Here is a 15072-nt window from a genome sequence, read left to right as displayed (position 1 = left end):
GGTAGGGAAAGGGACAGATAATAGAGGGGAATGAAACAAACTACCCCGATAACAAAGGTCCTTGTCCAAAACGTCCGGTGCTTCTCCGGATCGACAAACAATCCCTTGCGCCCCAACAACATACCCAGCATAAAGAGAGCCGATGTCTGGAAGAAACGTCCATAGCTCCAAGCCCAGAGAAGGCTATACAGCTGCCCGTCCCACAGATTGGACTTGACCATTTCCCAAAAGCTGGTACCTTCCATATACGGAAAGATCCGCATACAGTGCACCAGCCATTGTTCCTTGGATGCCACATATTCCGGATGCATCAGGGCATACATGAATTTACCCCACTCCATAGGCTGTAGCATCAAGACCACGGCGATCGCCAATACCACCTTATTACTCAACTTGCAAACCGGTATCAACACAATACCCAAGATCGAATAAAGCACCAAGATCTCCCCCGGGAAGAACGATGCGTTGAAGCAACCGATAAAGAATAGGAGCACCAACCGCCAGAAGAAACGAAGCCGGAAGTCCTTCCCTTTCCTCGCTTGGTTATCAAACTGGATGAAAAAACTAAAACCGAACAGCAGGGCGAAAATAGCGTATGCCTTCCCGGAAAAGAGGAAGAACAAGGTATCCCATACCCCTTTATCCAAGGCTTTCATAAAATCGGTAGTAGCCTCCGGAAAATTATACAAGTTAAAATGCTCGATATTATGCAATAGGATAATAGCCATAACAGCAAATCCTCGTAATGCGTCGACCACCTCGATACGGGGCCGGGCTTGTAGTGCGTGTTCCATGATATGATTCAGTAGATTTTATTATTTCGTGGCAAAAGTAACGAAACTAAATAGAAAAAGCATCCTCGAAAGGATGCCTTTTTCTTTTGCAGACTTAAATTGAATACTCAGGACTTAATCTTTCGCCATGAATAAATTCATGACTTTCGTTTTTAACGGTTTAAATGTAGAAACGCCCACTTGCGATTTCATTAAATAGATAGCGAATATCGTGCCAAAGCCAGCGAAACGCACGATAATGAATATCTAACTACTTATCCTTTAACAAGTAATAGATAAATTTTGTTTCTATAAAGTAGAATTTTATTTCAAAAGCATGGGGAAAGGCATTCCACGGATGGGTATTTATTCCACACCGGATTCCACAAGATTACCCGATGGCAGACTCCGCATCCTTCACGATAGCAAGCGCTTGCTCGATTACCTCGCCCAGCAGGTGGTACCAGCCGGAATCGGTCAGTTCCTCATCATTCTTCTCCAAGATCCGCAGGTGTTGTACCAATGAATTGGCCCCCAGCATCGTGAACAGGGGAATCAACTTATGAGATATCCGGGAGGCTTCCTCCCGGTCTTTTCCCTCTAACGCATCCCGAAGTAAGTCGATGCTCTTGCGGGTTTCCTCCGAGAAGGTTTTCAGTATAGAGGCTGAGGCCTCCGGATCCTCTCCGGCAAAAGCGGTCAACGAAGAGAAATTCAACTCGCTCCTTGCCTCCAGATGGAGTGTCAGCAACTCATTCAGCAAGGAGATTAATTGGGCGGCGGTAAACGGCTTGTTCAAGAAACCCGTGAAACCAGCCTCCAGATAATGCTCGTGCTCCTTGGCGATACTGGCAGATAGGGCGATCACCGGGATCTCATCCGTTCCGGGGATACCGGACGTACGTATCCGCTCCAGTAAATGATAGCCATCCAGCGTCGGCATCTGTATATCGGTGATAATGGCGTTGAATACGGTGTTCCGCAATAGCTCGAGGACGTTATGCGGATTCGTACAACCTACCACCTGCACGTGACTCTGCTTCAAGAGTTCCTCCGTCAAGGCCAGTTGTAGAGGATCGTCATCTACCAGAAGACAATAGACATCTTGCCCCTCAAACAAGGGTAAAGCCTCGGCTTCACCAGCATCCGGAGCCTCCGCCATTACGTCCGGCAAAGATTGGTTATCAGCCAAGGGAAGAGGTAGCAAGATCGTGAAATCACTGCCTTTTCCCGGGGTACTATCCAAAGCAAGCGTACCGTTCATCAAGGACAGAAGCTTACGGGTGATGGAGAGGCCCAGACCGAAACCTTCCGCCTCTTCCGTATCGGCAAGGCGGGTAAACTCCCCGAATATCCGCTCTTGTTCCTCTTTCGGGATGCCCGGACCGGAATCGCTGACGGTAATAGATAATTGATAATTGATAATTGAAAGTTTTTGGAGGGAGACAAGCAAAACGACTCGTCCCGCTTCCGTGAACTTGATAGCGTTGGATAAGAGGTTTCCTACGACCTGCCGGATACGGATCGGGTCGCCCATATAGACTTGCCCAGTCTCCTCCGGTTTCAGGTTCAAGACAAACCGTAAGCCTTTCGCCTCCGCTATCGGCTGGAAGCTGGTATAGATCTCATCGAACAAGACTGGGACACGGAAGGGAACGCTATGCACCTCCATCTCGCCGGACTCCAACCGCTGGAAATCCAACAGGTCGTTCACCAAGGAAAGGATATGATCCGAGGAACCTTTCATGTTCTCCAGATAATATTGCTGACGCTCGTCTGGATGGCGGCGTAGCAAAAGCTCGATATATCCGATGATGGAAGAGAGCGGAGCCCGTATATCGTGGCTGATCGTCAACATCAGCTTCTCACGGCTTCGCAATAAGCTCTCGGCGACCTGTTTCGCCTTTTCCAGTTGCATACGGTAATATTTACTTCGTGAGATATCCCGTGAGATAAAGAAGAGGAACAGAAAGGCGATTACCACGGAGACGATCGCGATTCCGGCGATCAAATGGGAGGTCTCCCTTAATAGTACCTGCTTCTTATAGACCCTTTCCAGCGACGCCTCCATCTCCTCCTCCTCTATATTACGGAGCATCTGGTTGATCTCCCGGGTAATCACGCTATTGTTATACCGTAAGTTAGAGGCCCTTTCCAACAACTGATCCATCAGTTGTTGCCGTTGCCAAGCCACACTGTCTTGGATGCTTTTCAGCACGCTGACAATCGTATCGGTCGGATTATAAGCGTTCACCAACGTATCGGTAACGATCTCCCGGGTCGTGTTCACCACGATGCTGGTATCTTCCTTGCCGGGAGAGAACACGTCGGCCAAACGCTTGAAGAATCCCCGCTTCTTACGGGGAACTACCACCGTATCTTGCTTGACCTCTACCCGCTCTTGTACCTGCACCTCGTTTACGATTGTATCCCGGACGGCAATTATTTTCTCGATATTCTCCGTATAAAGACGCTCCGTATTCGCTTCCTGCCAAGTCTCAAGCAAACGACGGGTATTCCATCGCTTACGCTCCAGCAGTATGTCGATCGTATCTATTTTCAGGAGTTGCATGGAGTCCGTCACCAAGGTCCTCAACGAATCCATGTTATTATGGGCCTTATTCAACGTACGATTGAAGTGGCGGAACTCGTTCTGGGGCATGCCTACCAACTGCCCCAACGCCTCGCTTTCATAGAGCAAGGAGAGCGTATTGGTGACCAAGTACACCTTCCGGCGTGCCTGATGATCCGGCTCGTCCTCCTCGGCCACTTTCTCTACGATATTATAAATGTAAGCGACCGAGCAGACTGCAATGGTAATCAGCAAAATATAGCCTAATATCACCTTGCTAGTAATATGTCCGCTTTGTTCTTTCATACGGTTGAGATCAGTCTAATTCCTATCATAAGCGATATCCCATTTATCCATCATCTCAAAATCCTGCTTTTTTAAGCCGACTTTCCAAAATGGGATCGGGTCGTCATGGTCTCCCAGATACATACGGTCACGTACCTTGAAGGCACGATTCGTTAAGGCAAACGTGGAATCGGCCACCGGAGTCCGCACACCGGCTATATCAAGCATCGTATGGAATACGCTGTTCGTGCTAACCGGATAAGTCTCGTGTGCCTGCGCTTCCAGATATTTCTGGGGATATGACTCCCGGTAAGCCTTCGAGAACCAGATCACATACGGGATATGCAACTGGTAATAGGTCGGTATCGGAGACGCATGCAGATAACGGGCTCTGGAATCATCGAAGATATCCTCTCCATGATCGCTTAAGTAAAGCATGGATGCCGGAGCATTTGTCTTCGCCAACATATCCACGATTTCCCCCAGCACGTAATCTGTATAGTGGATGGAATTATCATAAGCGTTCCGTAACTCCTTTTTATACGAGGCACGAATTCCCTCCGCCTTATCCGGCCTATAGAAACGGAACTCCTTCGGATAACGTTCATGGTAATTAAAATGCGAGCCATAAGTATGCAGTACTACGAAAAGATTACCGTCCTCTTTATCCAGTTCCTTCTTTAGATAAGGCAGGATCGCCGCATCGTGCAAGGAGGTTAGCGTAGAACCCGTATTAAATGCGCTCATATCGATAAAGGTATCTGCCTCCCGGTAAAAAGCGCCGATCATCGAAGTCGTAAGTTTCTGGTTGGCGATCACGAGCGTACGGAAACCGGCCTCCTTGAAAGCGGTTACGATACTTTTCTCGTCGTAAAGGATTCCATAATTCTCGGCGCTGGCAGCGGACAGGATAATGGGGACACTTTTATGCGTATTATTCGATTGCGTCACCACATCCGTGAAATGCACCAATCCGTCTAAAGCCTCCATACGGGGAGTCGTCTTGCGCTCGTATCCGTAAAGGCTCCATTCCATAGCACGGGAGGTCTCTCCCACTACTAAGACGTAGATCTCCCGTTTTCCCTCCGCTTGCTCCGGCTTAGTGGCGTCGAACTTAAAGTCGGCGGAAGTAATATGATACTTGCTGTTCCTCTCCGCCTTATTTATGGCGAAATATAAATTGTATAGGGCGTTAGCCGGATATACATCGTCCTTCCATGAGAACCGGTGATCTTGCGAAGGAGACAGGAAGCAAAGGAGCAAACCCACGACAAACATGCCTAGGCTGATCTTGGCCCATTTCTTCCGGAAAGGATTTCGCAGTTTCTCTTTCTGCCGTATCGAACGACAAGCGAGCACCAGCGTAGGTAATGTATAGAAAAAGAATACGCAACCGATCACCAGAATGATATTCCCCAATAACTCACTAGCCTCGGAAGCGTTCGAGCTGGTAAGGTTCAAATACATATCAACCGCTATCACGGACTGTCCAAAAAGATACAGAAGCACCAACTGCCCCCCATCTAATATAACCTTCGGCAACAGGCACCAAACCACGATCCCCGGTTTACGGGCCACTAACAAAACACCCATCCAAAAGGCCAAAGGTATCAGCAACGAGGCGATACCGACCGTGACGGGAAGCGGTTCCGTAAAAAAGAACACACAGTTTGGGATGATAAATAACAGGGCAAATAAGAAATATAAATGCTCCTGTGAAGATATCCAGCGTATTAACTTTGTAAAATACTTCATTCAATAAAACTTTGCCAACTCTCAATCATTACTCTTCTCAACTAATACCCAGAACCTAAAATTCCGGTAATTGGCAAAGATAGGCGTTATTAAACACATACAAAGCGTATTATACACAAAAAATGTTATTCACAGTCATTACTTCTCCTTCATCCGTCGCCAATACTCCTTGACAGAGTTTTTCACTTCCCTATGTAACAGCAAGATACCAATTAAGTTCGGGAGAGTCATCAAAGCCACGGTGATACCGGATAATGTCAATACTACCACACAATAAAATTATATTTATCTCCTATATTTTCTGGAGGATAGCGATAAACTCATCATTCGTAATGTCTAGCTCCGGCTCTTTGTAATTGACATAATCCTCAAAATAGTCGCTGGCGATATCGGCTACGATCTCCCCTCCGTCCAAGCCATACGAGGAAACTAGTTTCTCCACCCGGTTACGTATCTGGCGAATCACCTGTAAACGATCCTCATAACGATCTGGCTTCTCCTGATCAGTGACGTGCTCATTCCGGGCGATCAAGTAAACTACCGTATAAAATTTCTCCATGCTCCCGAAAACAGGGACAAACAAGGATTTCTTCTCCTCGGACAGATCTGCCAAAAACTGTTGTATCTTTGTCATAACTCTTACTCTTTTACCTAATAAAAAAAACAATATACTTTTTGTTCTAAAACAATATACTTTCGTGTGTAAAAGTATATTGTTTCGACAACAAAAGTATATTGTTCTTCTCGAGTCTTTTAAATGATTGAATTCTTCTTCGTAAAATCCAAAATCTCATCAATATAGCCAAAAGCCAATCCTGTTACCGTATCTGCGCAGCCGTAATAGATAGCGATACGTTTCGTCTCCGGATCATGCAAGGCGGCACAAGGAAAGACTACGTTCGGAACGTCTCCCATGCACTCGTAATCCTTTTGCGGGGATAACAAATAAGGTCCAGAACGGAATTTCACTTTCCAAGGTTGCTCCAAATCCAAGATAGCGGAACCGAAGCTATACACATACCCGTTGCAAGAACGAAGCACGCCGTGGTAAATCAATAACCAGCCCTCGGAAGTCTCGATAGGGATAGGGCCCGCACCGATCTTCGTACACTGCCAAGCGCTATCCTCGAACGCAGCCGGAGACATCACGTGGCGATGTTTACCCCAGAAACACATATCCGGAGACTCGCTATAGAATATATCGCCGAACGGAGTATGACCGTTGTCGCTCGGACGGCTTAACATGGCGAAGTTTCCGTTAATCTTACGAGGGAACATCACGCCATTACGGTTGAAAGGCAGATAAGCGTTCTCCAGCTGATGGAAGGTCTCGAAATCGAACGTGTAAGCCACGCCGATCGTCGGGCCATGATAACCGTTACACCAAGTCACATAATAACGATCCTCGATAAAACATACACGGGGGTCGTAGGCGTAAACAAACTCGCCGATCTCCTTGTCGTCGCACTCAAACTCGAGTTTTGTCTCGGAGATACTCCAATGAATGGCATCTGCGCTAAAACCTACGTGCAAACGCATCCGGCGATTCGTATCGTCGCAACGGAACACACCGGCATAACCACCTTTGAAAGGGACAACAGCACTGTTGAACACGCTGTTCGATGTCGGAAGGATATCACGAGGAATCACCGGGTTCTTCGAATATCTCCACACTACTTCTTTGCTACCCTCGGGACGATCTTCCCAAGGCATATTAGGCAGCGGAGCGCCTACGATTTTCAAATTATCCATAACTAATCCTATTAAAATATTACTGTACTAACTTATTACCTTTATCGTCATACGTGAACGGTACGAAATAGGCTACCAAGAATGAAGGGATCATCGCCAGCAAGGTCACGATAAAGAAATACTTATAACCTAGCCAGTCGCTCACGAAACCGCTCATCATTCCCGGAAGCATTACGCCAAGGTTCATGATACCTGAAGCGAACGCATAATGCGCCATCTGATGCTTGCCCGGAGCTACCTGTTGCATCATAAACAGCATCAAGCCCACGAAACCGAATCCATAGCCAAAATACTCGAATACGATGGCGGAAGCGATAATGAGACCATTATCAGGCTGGAAACACGCCAAGAACGTGTATACCAAAAACGGTATATTGAAACAACAACAAAGCGTAAACAATACCTTTCGCAATCCCTTGGCCGAGATATAATATCCACCAAGCAAAGAACCCAGCACGAACGCCGCCGCCCCAAACGTACCATAATACAAACCAATTTCTTGCTCCGTTAGTCCTAATCCTTGATCAGCTATCGGAGCTTTCAAGAACAAAGGTACGATCTTTATCACGAAACCCTCGGCAAAACGATACAATATGATGAAACAGATATACCACACGATATACTTCTTCGTGAAGAACTCCTTGAAGACCAGCCATAACTCAGCCATACTTTCCTTCAACGAATGTTCTCTGGTAGCGGCTTTCCCACCCGAAGGCAACATCTTCATATGATAAAAACCAAGCAGGATCATGATCGTACCGCAAAGCAGCATAACGATCATCCAAGCGTATATCACGGCCTCTTTCTCCAATCCTATCCCGGTAAAATATTGCATCATATAACCCGCCAGATAAACCAGACCACCCGTGGCTACGATCTTCGCCAAATTGTAAAACGCACCTTGCCAACCGATATATTTGGCTTGATCCTCCGGCGAGAGCTCTTTCATATAAACGCCATCCGTTGCCACGTCATGCGTAGCCCCGCTAAGCGCTATAATACCTAATAATGCGATAGATAGAGCAAAGAAACTCGGCAAGTTTAACGCCAAGGCCACTAAACCGAATAAGCAACCGGATAACAACTGGGTCAATACGACAAAGAATTTCTTAGTACGATACATTTCCAAAAACGGGCTCCATAAAGGCTTTAAGGTCCAAGGTAACATGATAACCGAGGTCCATAACGCAATCTGGGCATCCGATATATCCAATCCCTTAAACATGAGTACGGTAACCATGTTCAGCACTACAAAAGGCAATCCCATAGCAAAATAGACACTAGGGACCCAAGTCACAGGGTTTCGACGTTTAGTAGCATTCGTGTTTTTCTCTTCCATGCTTTATTTAGAATTTAGGTGTACAAATATAATTAATAATCCGGATATATCTTTAATCGATCGGACAAATAGAGGAGATCATCCCGAAGGTAGCGTTATCATTCAAATCCCAGACCATCTTTCCGGCTCCGTTTATCTCGATCAACTGCGGGTAATGTCCTTTCGCAGCCTCTCCGTCATGGCCTTGCCAGTTACAGATATACAAACCACCGTCCCGTTTAGGGAGCAACTGGGCAACAAAGAAAAGCTGGGCTCCCTCGATATCGTTCGCATTCACCTTGCGAACGATATCTCCGGTCTCGAAATTCAGCTCTATGAAGCAATGGGCATCACCGCAAGCGACCAGATAATTACCGTTATCCAACGCAGCCACGCTAAACGGGTTACCGTCTACTTTCACGCTTTTCAGCAATTGACCGGACGGGGATATTTCCCGGATCTCGGAGGTAGCGAACAAGGGCACTAGATAATTGCCCCGCTTATTCTTGTTTACTTGACGGAATTGTGCATGGGGTTGCTCAATTCGGGTATCGAAATCTGTTTTCGACAGGATCTCTCCTTTTGCGTTCACTTCCATGATCGTAGCCGGGTTTCCACACCACGCCAATAAATAATTACCGTTGGAAAGTACACGGGCTGTCTGCATCTCACACCCTTCCGGAGCGGAGATATTCCAGACCTCCTCATGATCCCGGGTGATTAGCTTTGCCCCTTTCGAATAGGAAAAAAGGATATTCCGATCGGGAGTAACAGCTACGGAATTACATTCCCATCCTTTTTCCAAGGGATGCTCCCATTCAATTTCTTTCGTGTTCTTGTTTACGATGGCGATCTTGTCCCAGCCGGAACCGCCTAATAAAAGATGATGCGACGCCTCATGACATGCGGAACATACGAGTAGCAGGCATGCGGATAATATAAAAGTATAGATTTTCATGGTATATAATAATGTACTAATTAGATAATATGCCAATTATAGCAGGATGGACACATGGGATCCACCCTGCAAAAAAAGATCATGTGTGTTGTATTCGCATTGGCATATTGACACATTTAGCGAAACGACACATTGGTTCATTCTTCTTTATTTCGCTAAGTCACGGAACAACTCATATCCCTGATTAGGCGTGATACCTTGATGCACGACCGCATGAACCGCCTGGATCATGGCGACAGGAGAAGTACTCTGGAATACATTACGTCCCATATCCACGCCAGCCGCACCGTCGTTAATCGCATTATAACATAATTCCAACGCCTCTTTCTCCGGTAATTTCTTACCACCGGCGATTACCACGGGAACCGGGCAAGCGGCGGCTACCTTCTCGAAGCCCTCACAATAGTAGGTCTTCACGATATTAGCGCCATTCTCCGCACAGATACGGGAAGCCAGACCGAAATAACGAGCGTCTCGAGCCATTTGCTTACCAACGGCGGTAACACCCATTACCGGGATATTGTAACGGCTAGCCTTATCGACCGCCTTATATAAGTTAGCCACAGTCTTAGCCTCATGCGCCTCGTCGCCGATAGCCAACATAACCGCCATGGCGGAGACGTTCATACGGATAGCGTCCTCTATATCGATCAATACATTATCATTCAAATCCGTAAGGATAGACGTTCCAGCGTCCGAACGAAGACAAATCGGTTTCGTCGTATTCGCAGGGATCGTAGATTGCAGGATACCACGGGTACACATCAAGCAATCCGCATATTCAATCAAAGGAACGATATTCAAGTCGATACGCTCCAGACCGGAAGTCGGCCCCATGATGAAACCATGGTCAAAAGCAAGCATAACCGCCTTGCCTGTCTTCGGGTTGAAGATACGGGATAAACGGTCTTTCATACCCCAAGGTAAGTTCTCGGCTCCCTTCACATGGAAACTCTGGTTCTCACAATTGATGCCTAAACCGAAGTCCGCACCTTCTCTTAAATCATCTAAATCTGCCATATTTATTATTCGTTATATTATTATATTTTATAGAGACGGGGCACGCCCCGTCTCACGCTGTGTATTATTTTATAGCGCCTCAGCAAAAGAAGCGAACATACAGCTCCAAGAAGTAGCCCCGCTATCAGCGAAACCAATCGAACGCTCGCCATAGTTACGGGCACGGCCAAAGTTAGCTTTCATCGGTACCGTAGCCTCCGCTCCATCAAGCGCCGCTTTAGCGCCGGCATTCAAGACCACCTTGATATCATCCGACGTACAAGCCTGCATAGCCTCCACCGCCGGGATCAAGGCATCCATCATCGTCTTGTCGCCTCGTTTCGCTTGGGTTTGTTGTTGCACATTCGCCAAGCCACCGGCGAACATAGCTTTCACGCCTGCGGCATCCAACTCGGTTCCCTCTGCATGATCGCTCATGCCCAAGAAGAAAGCGCCGAGCAAGGTACTTGTCGATCCGCTCACTTCCATCATCACGTCCATACCCATATCACCAAGCATTTGCTTGAACTCCGTTCCAGACTGAGCGCTTTTATTCACGGCAGTCATAGCGGCAACGATAGCGGTACCATGATCTCCATCCCCGATTACGGCATCCAATTTAGAAAATTCCTCCTCACGTGCCTTGATCTGTTTCAGCGCATTGTCTAACATGGCCTTGAAGGCCTCGATAGTAAGTTGTTTCATGTATATTATTTATTTACCTAGGGTTGTCCAATAAGGTGCGTCCGCACGTTTGTTATTCAAATAATCGATATGATCCTCATCCAAGATCGCCATGATCATCTGGAATCCGGCTTGCTCCTGTACGGTCAAGATCTCTTGGATACGGCTTACCACCACCTGCAAGCCACGAGCCTCTAATTCCTTATAAGCCTTGCGGAAGATGATATTCAATTCCATATGGGTAGTAGCGCCTACGCCGTTAATGATCAATAACATCTTATCACCGGCTTTTGGCTGTAACTGCTGGCAAAGTAGGTCTACCATCTCCGCTGCCGTATCATCGGCGGATACCAACGGTTTCTGTCCACCACCGCCTTCGCCATGCTGGCCCATACCGATCTCCATGATTCCATCGGGAAGATTCGTGATCGTACCTCCGTTCTGGGGATGCGTACAAGAACGCATAGCGACAGCTAAGGTAGCCACGTTCTTATTATAGCGTTCACCCATCTCAATCAACTCGTCTAAAGACTTCCCTTCCTCGGCGGCGGCACCTAATATCTTATACAAAGGAACACAACCGGCCAAGCCACGGCGATCATCTACATTCGCCCCTATACCTGCGCTGATATCATCATGCGTAAGTAATTTCTTCACCTTGATACCCTTACGAGCAGCCAACTGGCAAGCCATATTAGCGCTCATCACGTCGCCGGAATGGTTCAATACGACCAGCAAGATCCCGGCCTCACGATCCATCAATTGCAGTGCCTGAAACAAACGTTGGGCACCCGGAGCGGCGAATACGTCACCCACGACGGAGCAATCCAACATGCCCTCTCCTACGAAACCGCTCAAGGCAGGCTCATGACCGGAACCGCCTAAGGTAACGATCGCTACCTTATCATTGCCTTTCGGGTTAGCACGTACGACGATATTCTCAGCCGCCAACTTTACCTGATTCGGATACGCTAATACATAGCCTTCCAATAACTCAGCCGTAATATTCTCAGGATCATTTATGAATTTTGTCTTGATGTCTGACATGGTATTATCCTCCTTTAGATTTATGAATTTTGATTTACGAATTATTTTAGTTCCATGATCTCGATAGCGATACCTTCTTCCTCGATGAAAGCGATCGTCAAGTGCTCGTCGCAAACAGCCGGGCCGAATATTACCTTCTTACCTTCCAACTCTTTTTCCAAACAAGGAACCGTATAAGCGATATGGCCATTGGTCTGTACCAACTCCGGTAGGCAGCTGCCTTTCTCGAATTTCAAGAACTCGATCCGGTTCGGACTCTTGCTGTAATCCGTCAACCATACACTCAGGCCTTCGTTATAAACCGCCCCTTCTTTACTTTCCGTAGTGACAATTCCTACGTGATTAAATGTTCTCATGATCTATTCAATTTATAGTTAGACAATTATATTATTAAAATTCGTTCTCTTCCGATAGGATATAAAGCCAGCTCCCAATACTAGGATGATCGACAGATAAAGATAAATAAATATCCCGTTCACGTTGTCATTCTGGCCATAAGAGTGCATGCCACTCAAGAAATAATTCACGCCGAAGAAGGTCATCAACACCGAATAGAAGGCCAAGATAGACGTGAAATTAAACAGCCACAGGTTATTGCATTTCGGTATCAAGCGAAGATGCGTCACGATCGCATATATCACCATCGTAATCAATGCCCACGTCTCCTTCGGGTCCCAGCCCCAATAACGTCCCCACGACTCATTCGCCCAGACCGCTCCCAAGAAAGTACCGATCGTCATCAGGGCCAATCCGATCCAAAGTGACATCTCGTTCACGATACTCAATTCTCGTACCCGTTCTTTGAGCATCACGCTGTTCTTCTCCCCGCTTACGCTCATCATCACCAGATTCGTCAAGCCGATCAGACAGCTAATACCGAAGAAACCGTAAGCTCCCACGATAACCGCCACATGGAACATCAACCATGGGGATTTCAAGACCGGAACCAGCGGATTGATCTGCGGGTCCATCCAACTCAAGCCGGACACGAACAAGATGATCCCCCCGAATAAAGTAGCCAACGCAAACGTAAGCGTACTCTTGCGTACGAACAACAACCCGGCGAACACCGTAGCCCAAGCCACATAAATCATCGTCTCGTACGAATTGCTCCAAGGGGCGTAACCTGCGATATACCACCGCATTCCCATCCCATACATATGGAAAACGAATACGGCCAAAATGCCCAGACTCAATAACCAAGTCATATAGGTAACCCATTTTTCCTTCTTGAATAAGGCCACGAAAGCGAAGACCAGCAACAAGCCTCCCAAAATCAAGTACCCTTTCTTACATTGCCGGAATACATCCATTTGATTATATTTAATCTCGGCCTGTATTTTCTCAGGGCGAATGTCTACCGTCTTATTCTTGGCTTGCTGATACGTATGGATCATTCCGATTACCTCGTCCGCTTTCTCCCAATCACCACTCTTCAATCCTTCCTGTACCTCCGATAAATACCAGCCCATAATGTGGGTAACGAACATGGAGTCCTTTCCGGAAAACGCCGATAAATCATCGCCCGGCGCATACCATTTGTGATCCGGGTCGTCCTCTTTCGGGAAAAGGTTTAACATCTGGTAATTGATCAATTGATGGAAGATATTTACCTGCTCATCCAGCTTGATCAAGTCTTTATCGAAGCGGGTACGCTCCGCTGGCATTTTATTGTAGGCCTCTTCCAGCTTCTCTTGCAATTTATAGCGTCCGTTACTATCGAATACCTCTATATAGGCGCAATCCTTATCCGTAAGGTCGTAATAATTAGCCAGCTCACTATTAGACAAGGCGATAAACGGCACCCGGACCCACATATCCGGCATAGCCAAGACACTCAACAAGAACTGATCAGAGTTCAAGGAACCGAACTGATCCGATTTATGCAACTTTCGCAGTACCTCGGAAGAAAATGTATTGATCGGCAACATACGTCCGCTTACCGATTGGATCGGCAACGCACCGAACTTAGCGGCGTGTTCCGGACTTATCGCATATTTCTGTATGGCCTCCTTCATCTCGGGAGCGGCTGCACCTTGCGCCCGCAAGCCCCCTACGGAAAGAAGAATCGCTACTAACAGGGTCGTTTTACGAGCGCCCGATCTTAAATCTTTCAACTGTCGGCTTAATTTCATGAAACGGGAGTTTTTACCTACCAAGCAAAGTATAAAGCCGATCACTAAAATCACGTAGCCGGTATACGTAATATTCCTTCCGGCCACATCTCGGTTCACGGAAAGTACCGTTCCTTGCTCATCCGGGTCATAGGAGGCTTGGAAGAAGCGATAGCCTTTCACGTCTAATACATTATTCATATATACCCGGGCATGGCGAGTCTGTCCATCTACATGTACCAGCAACTCACTCTCATAAGCAGAGGGACTGGCAGAGCCGGGATAGCGGGTTAAGGTAAATTTCACGAGTTCTACGCTAAAAGGAAGCGTATGATAGAGAGTCTGGTCCGAGGTACGGATCATGATACGATCGCTAGCCTCTCCCTCACGCAGGTGAAGGATTCCTTCCTCGCCGAAAAGGTGGGAAATAAGGGCACCCAGAAGGATGACAATAAAGGCGGCATGGGTGACCATCAATCCCCATCTACGCCGCTTAAGTAACTGGTGCTTGATAACGATAGCCACGAAATTGGCTACCAATAAGAATTGGAGTAAGAAAAATACAGGAGAATAGTAAATCATCGCTTTAGCGGCGGCAGTACCATGATACTTCTCAATAAAAGTAGCGATAGCCAAGCCAAAGGCGTAGATCAATAGAAGGACGATAGTCGTCACAGAAGAAGAGATAAATCTTTCTAGAGTTTTCATTTGCTCATTTATTAATAACACTGATGCGACAAATGTACGCAGATTAATCATTTTTGAAAGAATCGGCGATTAATTTGCCGCATCCATGTTATCTATCTATAAATAGA

13 protein-coding genes are annotated in these 15072 nt (G+C 46.9%); all 13 read right to left on the bottom strand.

The genetic code is table 11. The annotated features are described in order from the left end of the window. The coding region (locus tag QVP94_RS11275; RefSeq protein ID WP_288213252.1) for a DUF418 domain-containing protein at window positions 1-794 on the bottom strand (794 nt) is incomplete at its 3' end. A gap of 370 nt (window positions 795-1164) precedes the next feature. Next, the gene (locus QVP94_RS11270; protein WP_022192628.1) at window positions 1165-3651 is read right to left on the bottom strand and encodes an ATP-binding protein; all 2487 of its coding nucleotides are present in this window, start codon (window positions 3649-3651) and stop codon (window positions 1165-1167) included. A gap of 15 nt (window positions 3652-3666) precedes the next feature. Then, window positions 3667-5385: a phosphoethanolamine transferase family protein gene (locus QVP94_RS11265; protein WP_022192627.1), complete on the bottom strand. Its 1719-nt coding sequence runs from the start codon at window positions 5383-5385 to the stop codon at window positions 3667-3669. 138 nt (window positions 5386-5523) lie between these two features. Then, the gene (locus tag QVP94_RS11260; protein ID WP_009017246.1) at window positions 5524-5655 is read right to left on the bottom strand and encodes an alanine:cation symporter family protein; all 132 of its coding nucleotides are present in this window, start codon (window positions 5653-5655) and stop codon (window positions 5524-5526) included. Window positions 5656-5677: 22 nt separating this feature from the next. Then, window positions 5678-6019, bottom strand: coding sequence for a hypothetical protein (locus QVP94_RS11255; RefSeq protein WP_022192626.1), 342 nt, complete (start codon window positions 6017-6019; stop codon window positions 5678-5680). A gap of 119 nt (window positions 6020-6138) precedes the next feature. Further along, window positions 6139-7137 carry a glycoside hydrolase family 130 protein gene (locus tag QVP94_RS11250; RefSeq protein WP_022192625.1) on the bottom strand — a complete coding sequence of 333 codons (999 nt, stop codon included), beginning with the start codon at window positions 7135-7137 and terminating at the stop codon, window positions 6139-6141. A 19-nt stretch (window positions 7138-7156) separates the two neighbouring features. After that, a complete protein-coding gene (locus tag QVP94_RS11245; RefSeq protein WP_005863027.1) occupies window positions 7157-8476 on the bottom strand; it encodes an MFS transporter in 1320 nt (439 codons plus the stop codon). A 52-nt stretch (window positions 8477-8528) separates the two neighbouring features. Continuing rightward, complete coding sequence (locus QVP94_RS11240) at window positions 8529-9413, bottom strand: beta-propeller domain-containing protein (protein ID WP_008772435.1); 885 nt, start codon at window positions 9411-9413, stop codon at window positions 8529-8531. Window positions 9414-9560: 147 nt separating this feature from the next. Then, the gene (lsrF, locus tag QVP94_RS11235; protein ID WP_022192624.1) at window positions 9561-10433 is read right to left on the bottom strand and encodes a 3-hydroxy-5-phosphonooxypentane-2,4-dione thiolase; all 873 of its coding nucleotides are present in this window, start codon (window positions 10431-10433) and stop codon (window positions 9561-9563) included. 69 nt (window positions 10434-10502) lie between these two features. Next, a complete protein-coding gene (locus tag QVP94_RS11230) occupies window positions 10503-11117 on the bottom strand; it encodes a DAK2 domain-containing protein (protein ID WP_022192623.1) in 615 nt (204 codons plus the stop codon). A gap of 9 nt (window positions 11118-11126) precedes the next feature. Next, window positions 11127-12143: a dihydroxyacetone kinase subunit DhaK gene (locus tag QVP94_RS11225; protein WP_022192622.1), complete on the bottom strand. Its 1017-nt coding sequence runs from the start codon at window positions 12141-12143 to the stop codon at window positions 11127-11129. Between the two features lie 41 nt (window positions 12144-12184). Beyond that, window positions 12185-12499 carry a hypothetical protein gene (locus tag QVP94_RS11220; RefSeq protein WP_005857750.1) on the bottom strand — a complete coding sequence of 105 codons (315 nt, stop codon included), beginning with the start codon at window positions 12497-12499 and terminating at the stop codon, window positions 12185-12187. Between the two features lie 18 nt (window positions 12500-12517). Continuing rightward, on the bottom strand, window positions 12518-14965 hold the full coding sequence (locus QVP94_RS11215) for a cytochrome c biogenesis protein CcsA (protein WP_022192621.1): 2448 nt from the start codon (window positions 14963-14965) through the stop codon (window positions 12518-12520). Window positions 14966-15072 lie beyond the last annotated feature (107 nt).

The sequence above is a fragment of the Parabacteroides sp. CAG:2 genome, from assembly GCF_000436315.1.
Taxonomy (GTDB): domain Bacteria; phylum Bacteroidota; class Bacteroidia; order Bacteroidales; family Tannerellaceae; genus Parabacteroides; species Parabacteroides distasonis.
This window is presented reverse-complemented; position numbering and strand designations above follow the sequence as displayed.

What these genes read in the sequence shown, in the direction of transcription:
- QVP94_RS11270 (WP_022192628.1), bottom strand. Translation starts at nt 3,651, where the DNA reads ATGAAAGAACAAAGCGGACATATTACTAGCAAGGTGATATTAGGCTAT.
- QVP94_RS11265 (WP_022192627.1), bottom strand. Translation starts at nt 5,385, where the DNA reads ATGAAGTATTTTACAAAGTTAATACGCTGGATATCTTCACAGGAGCAT.
- QVP94_RS11255 (WP_022192626.1), bottom strand. Translation starts at nt 6,019, where the DNA reads ATGACAAAGATACAACAGTTTTTGGCAGATCTGTCCGAGGAGAAGAAA.
- QVP94_RS11250 (WP_022192625.1), bottom strand. Translation starts at nt 7,137, where the DNA reads ATGGATAATTTGAAAATCGTAGGCGCTCCGCTGCCTAATATGCCTTGG.
- QVP94_RS11245 (WP_005863027.1), bottom strand. Translation starts at nt 8,476, where the DNA reads ATGGAAGAGAAAAACACGAATGCTACTAAACGTCGAAACCCTGTGACT.
- QVP94_RS11240 (WP_008772435.1), bottom strand. Translation starts at nt 9,413, where the DNA reads ATGAAAATCTATACTTTTATATTATCCGCATGCCTGCTACTCGTATGT.
- lsrF (WP_022192624.1), bottom strand. Translation starts at nt 10,433, where the DNA reads ATGGCAGATTTAGATGATTTAAGAGAAGGTGCGGACTTCGGTTTAGGC.
- QVP94_RS11230 (WP_022192623.1), bottom strand. Translation starts at nt 11,117, where the DNA reads ATGAAACAACTTACTATCGAGGCCTTCAAGGCCATGTTAGACAATGCG.
- QVP94_RS11225 (WP_022192622.1), bottom strand. Translation starts at nt 12,143, where the DNA reads ATGTCAGACATCAAGACAAAATTCATAAATGATCCTGAGAATATTACG.
- QVP94_RS11220 (WP_005857750.1), bottom strand. Translation starts at nt 12,499, where the DNA reads ATGAGAACATTTAATCACGTAGGAATTGTCACTACGGAAAGTAAAGAA.
- QVP94_RS11215 (WP_022192621.1), bottom strand. Translation starts at nt 14,965, where the DNA reads ATGAAAACTCTAGAAAGATTTATCTCTTCTTCTGTGACGACTATCGTC.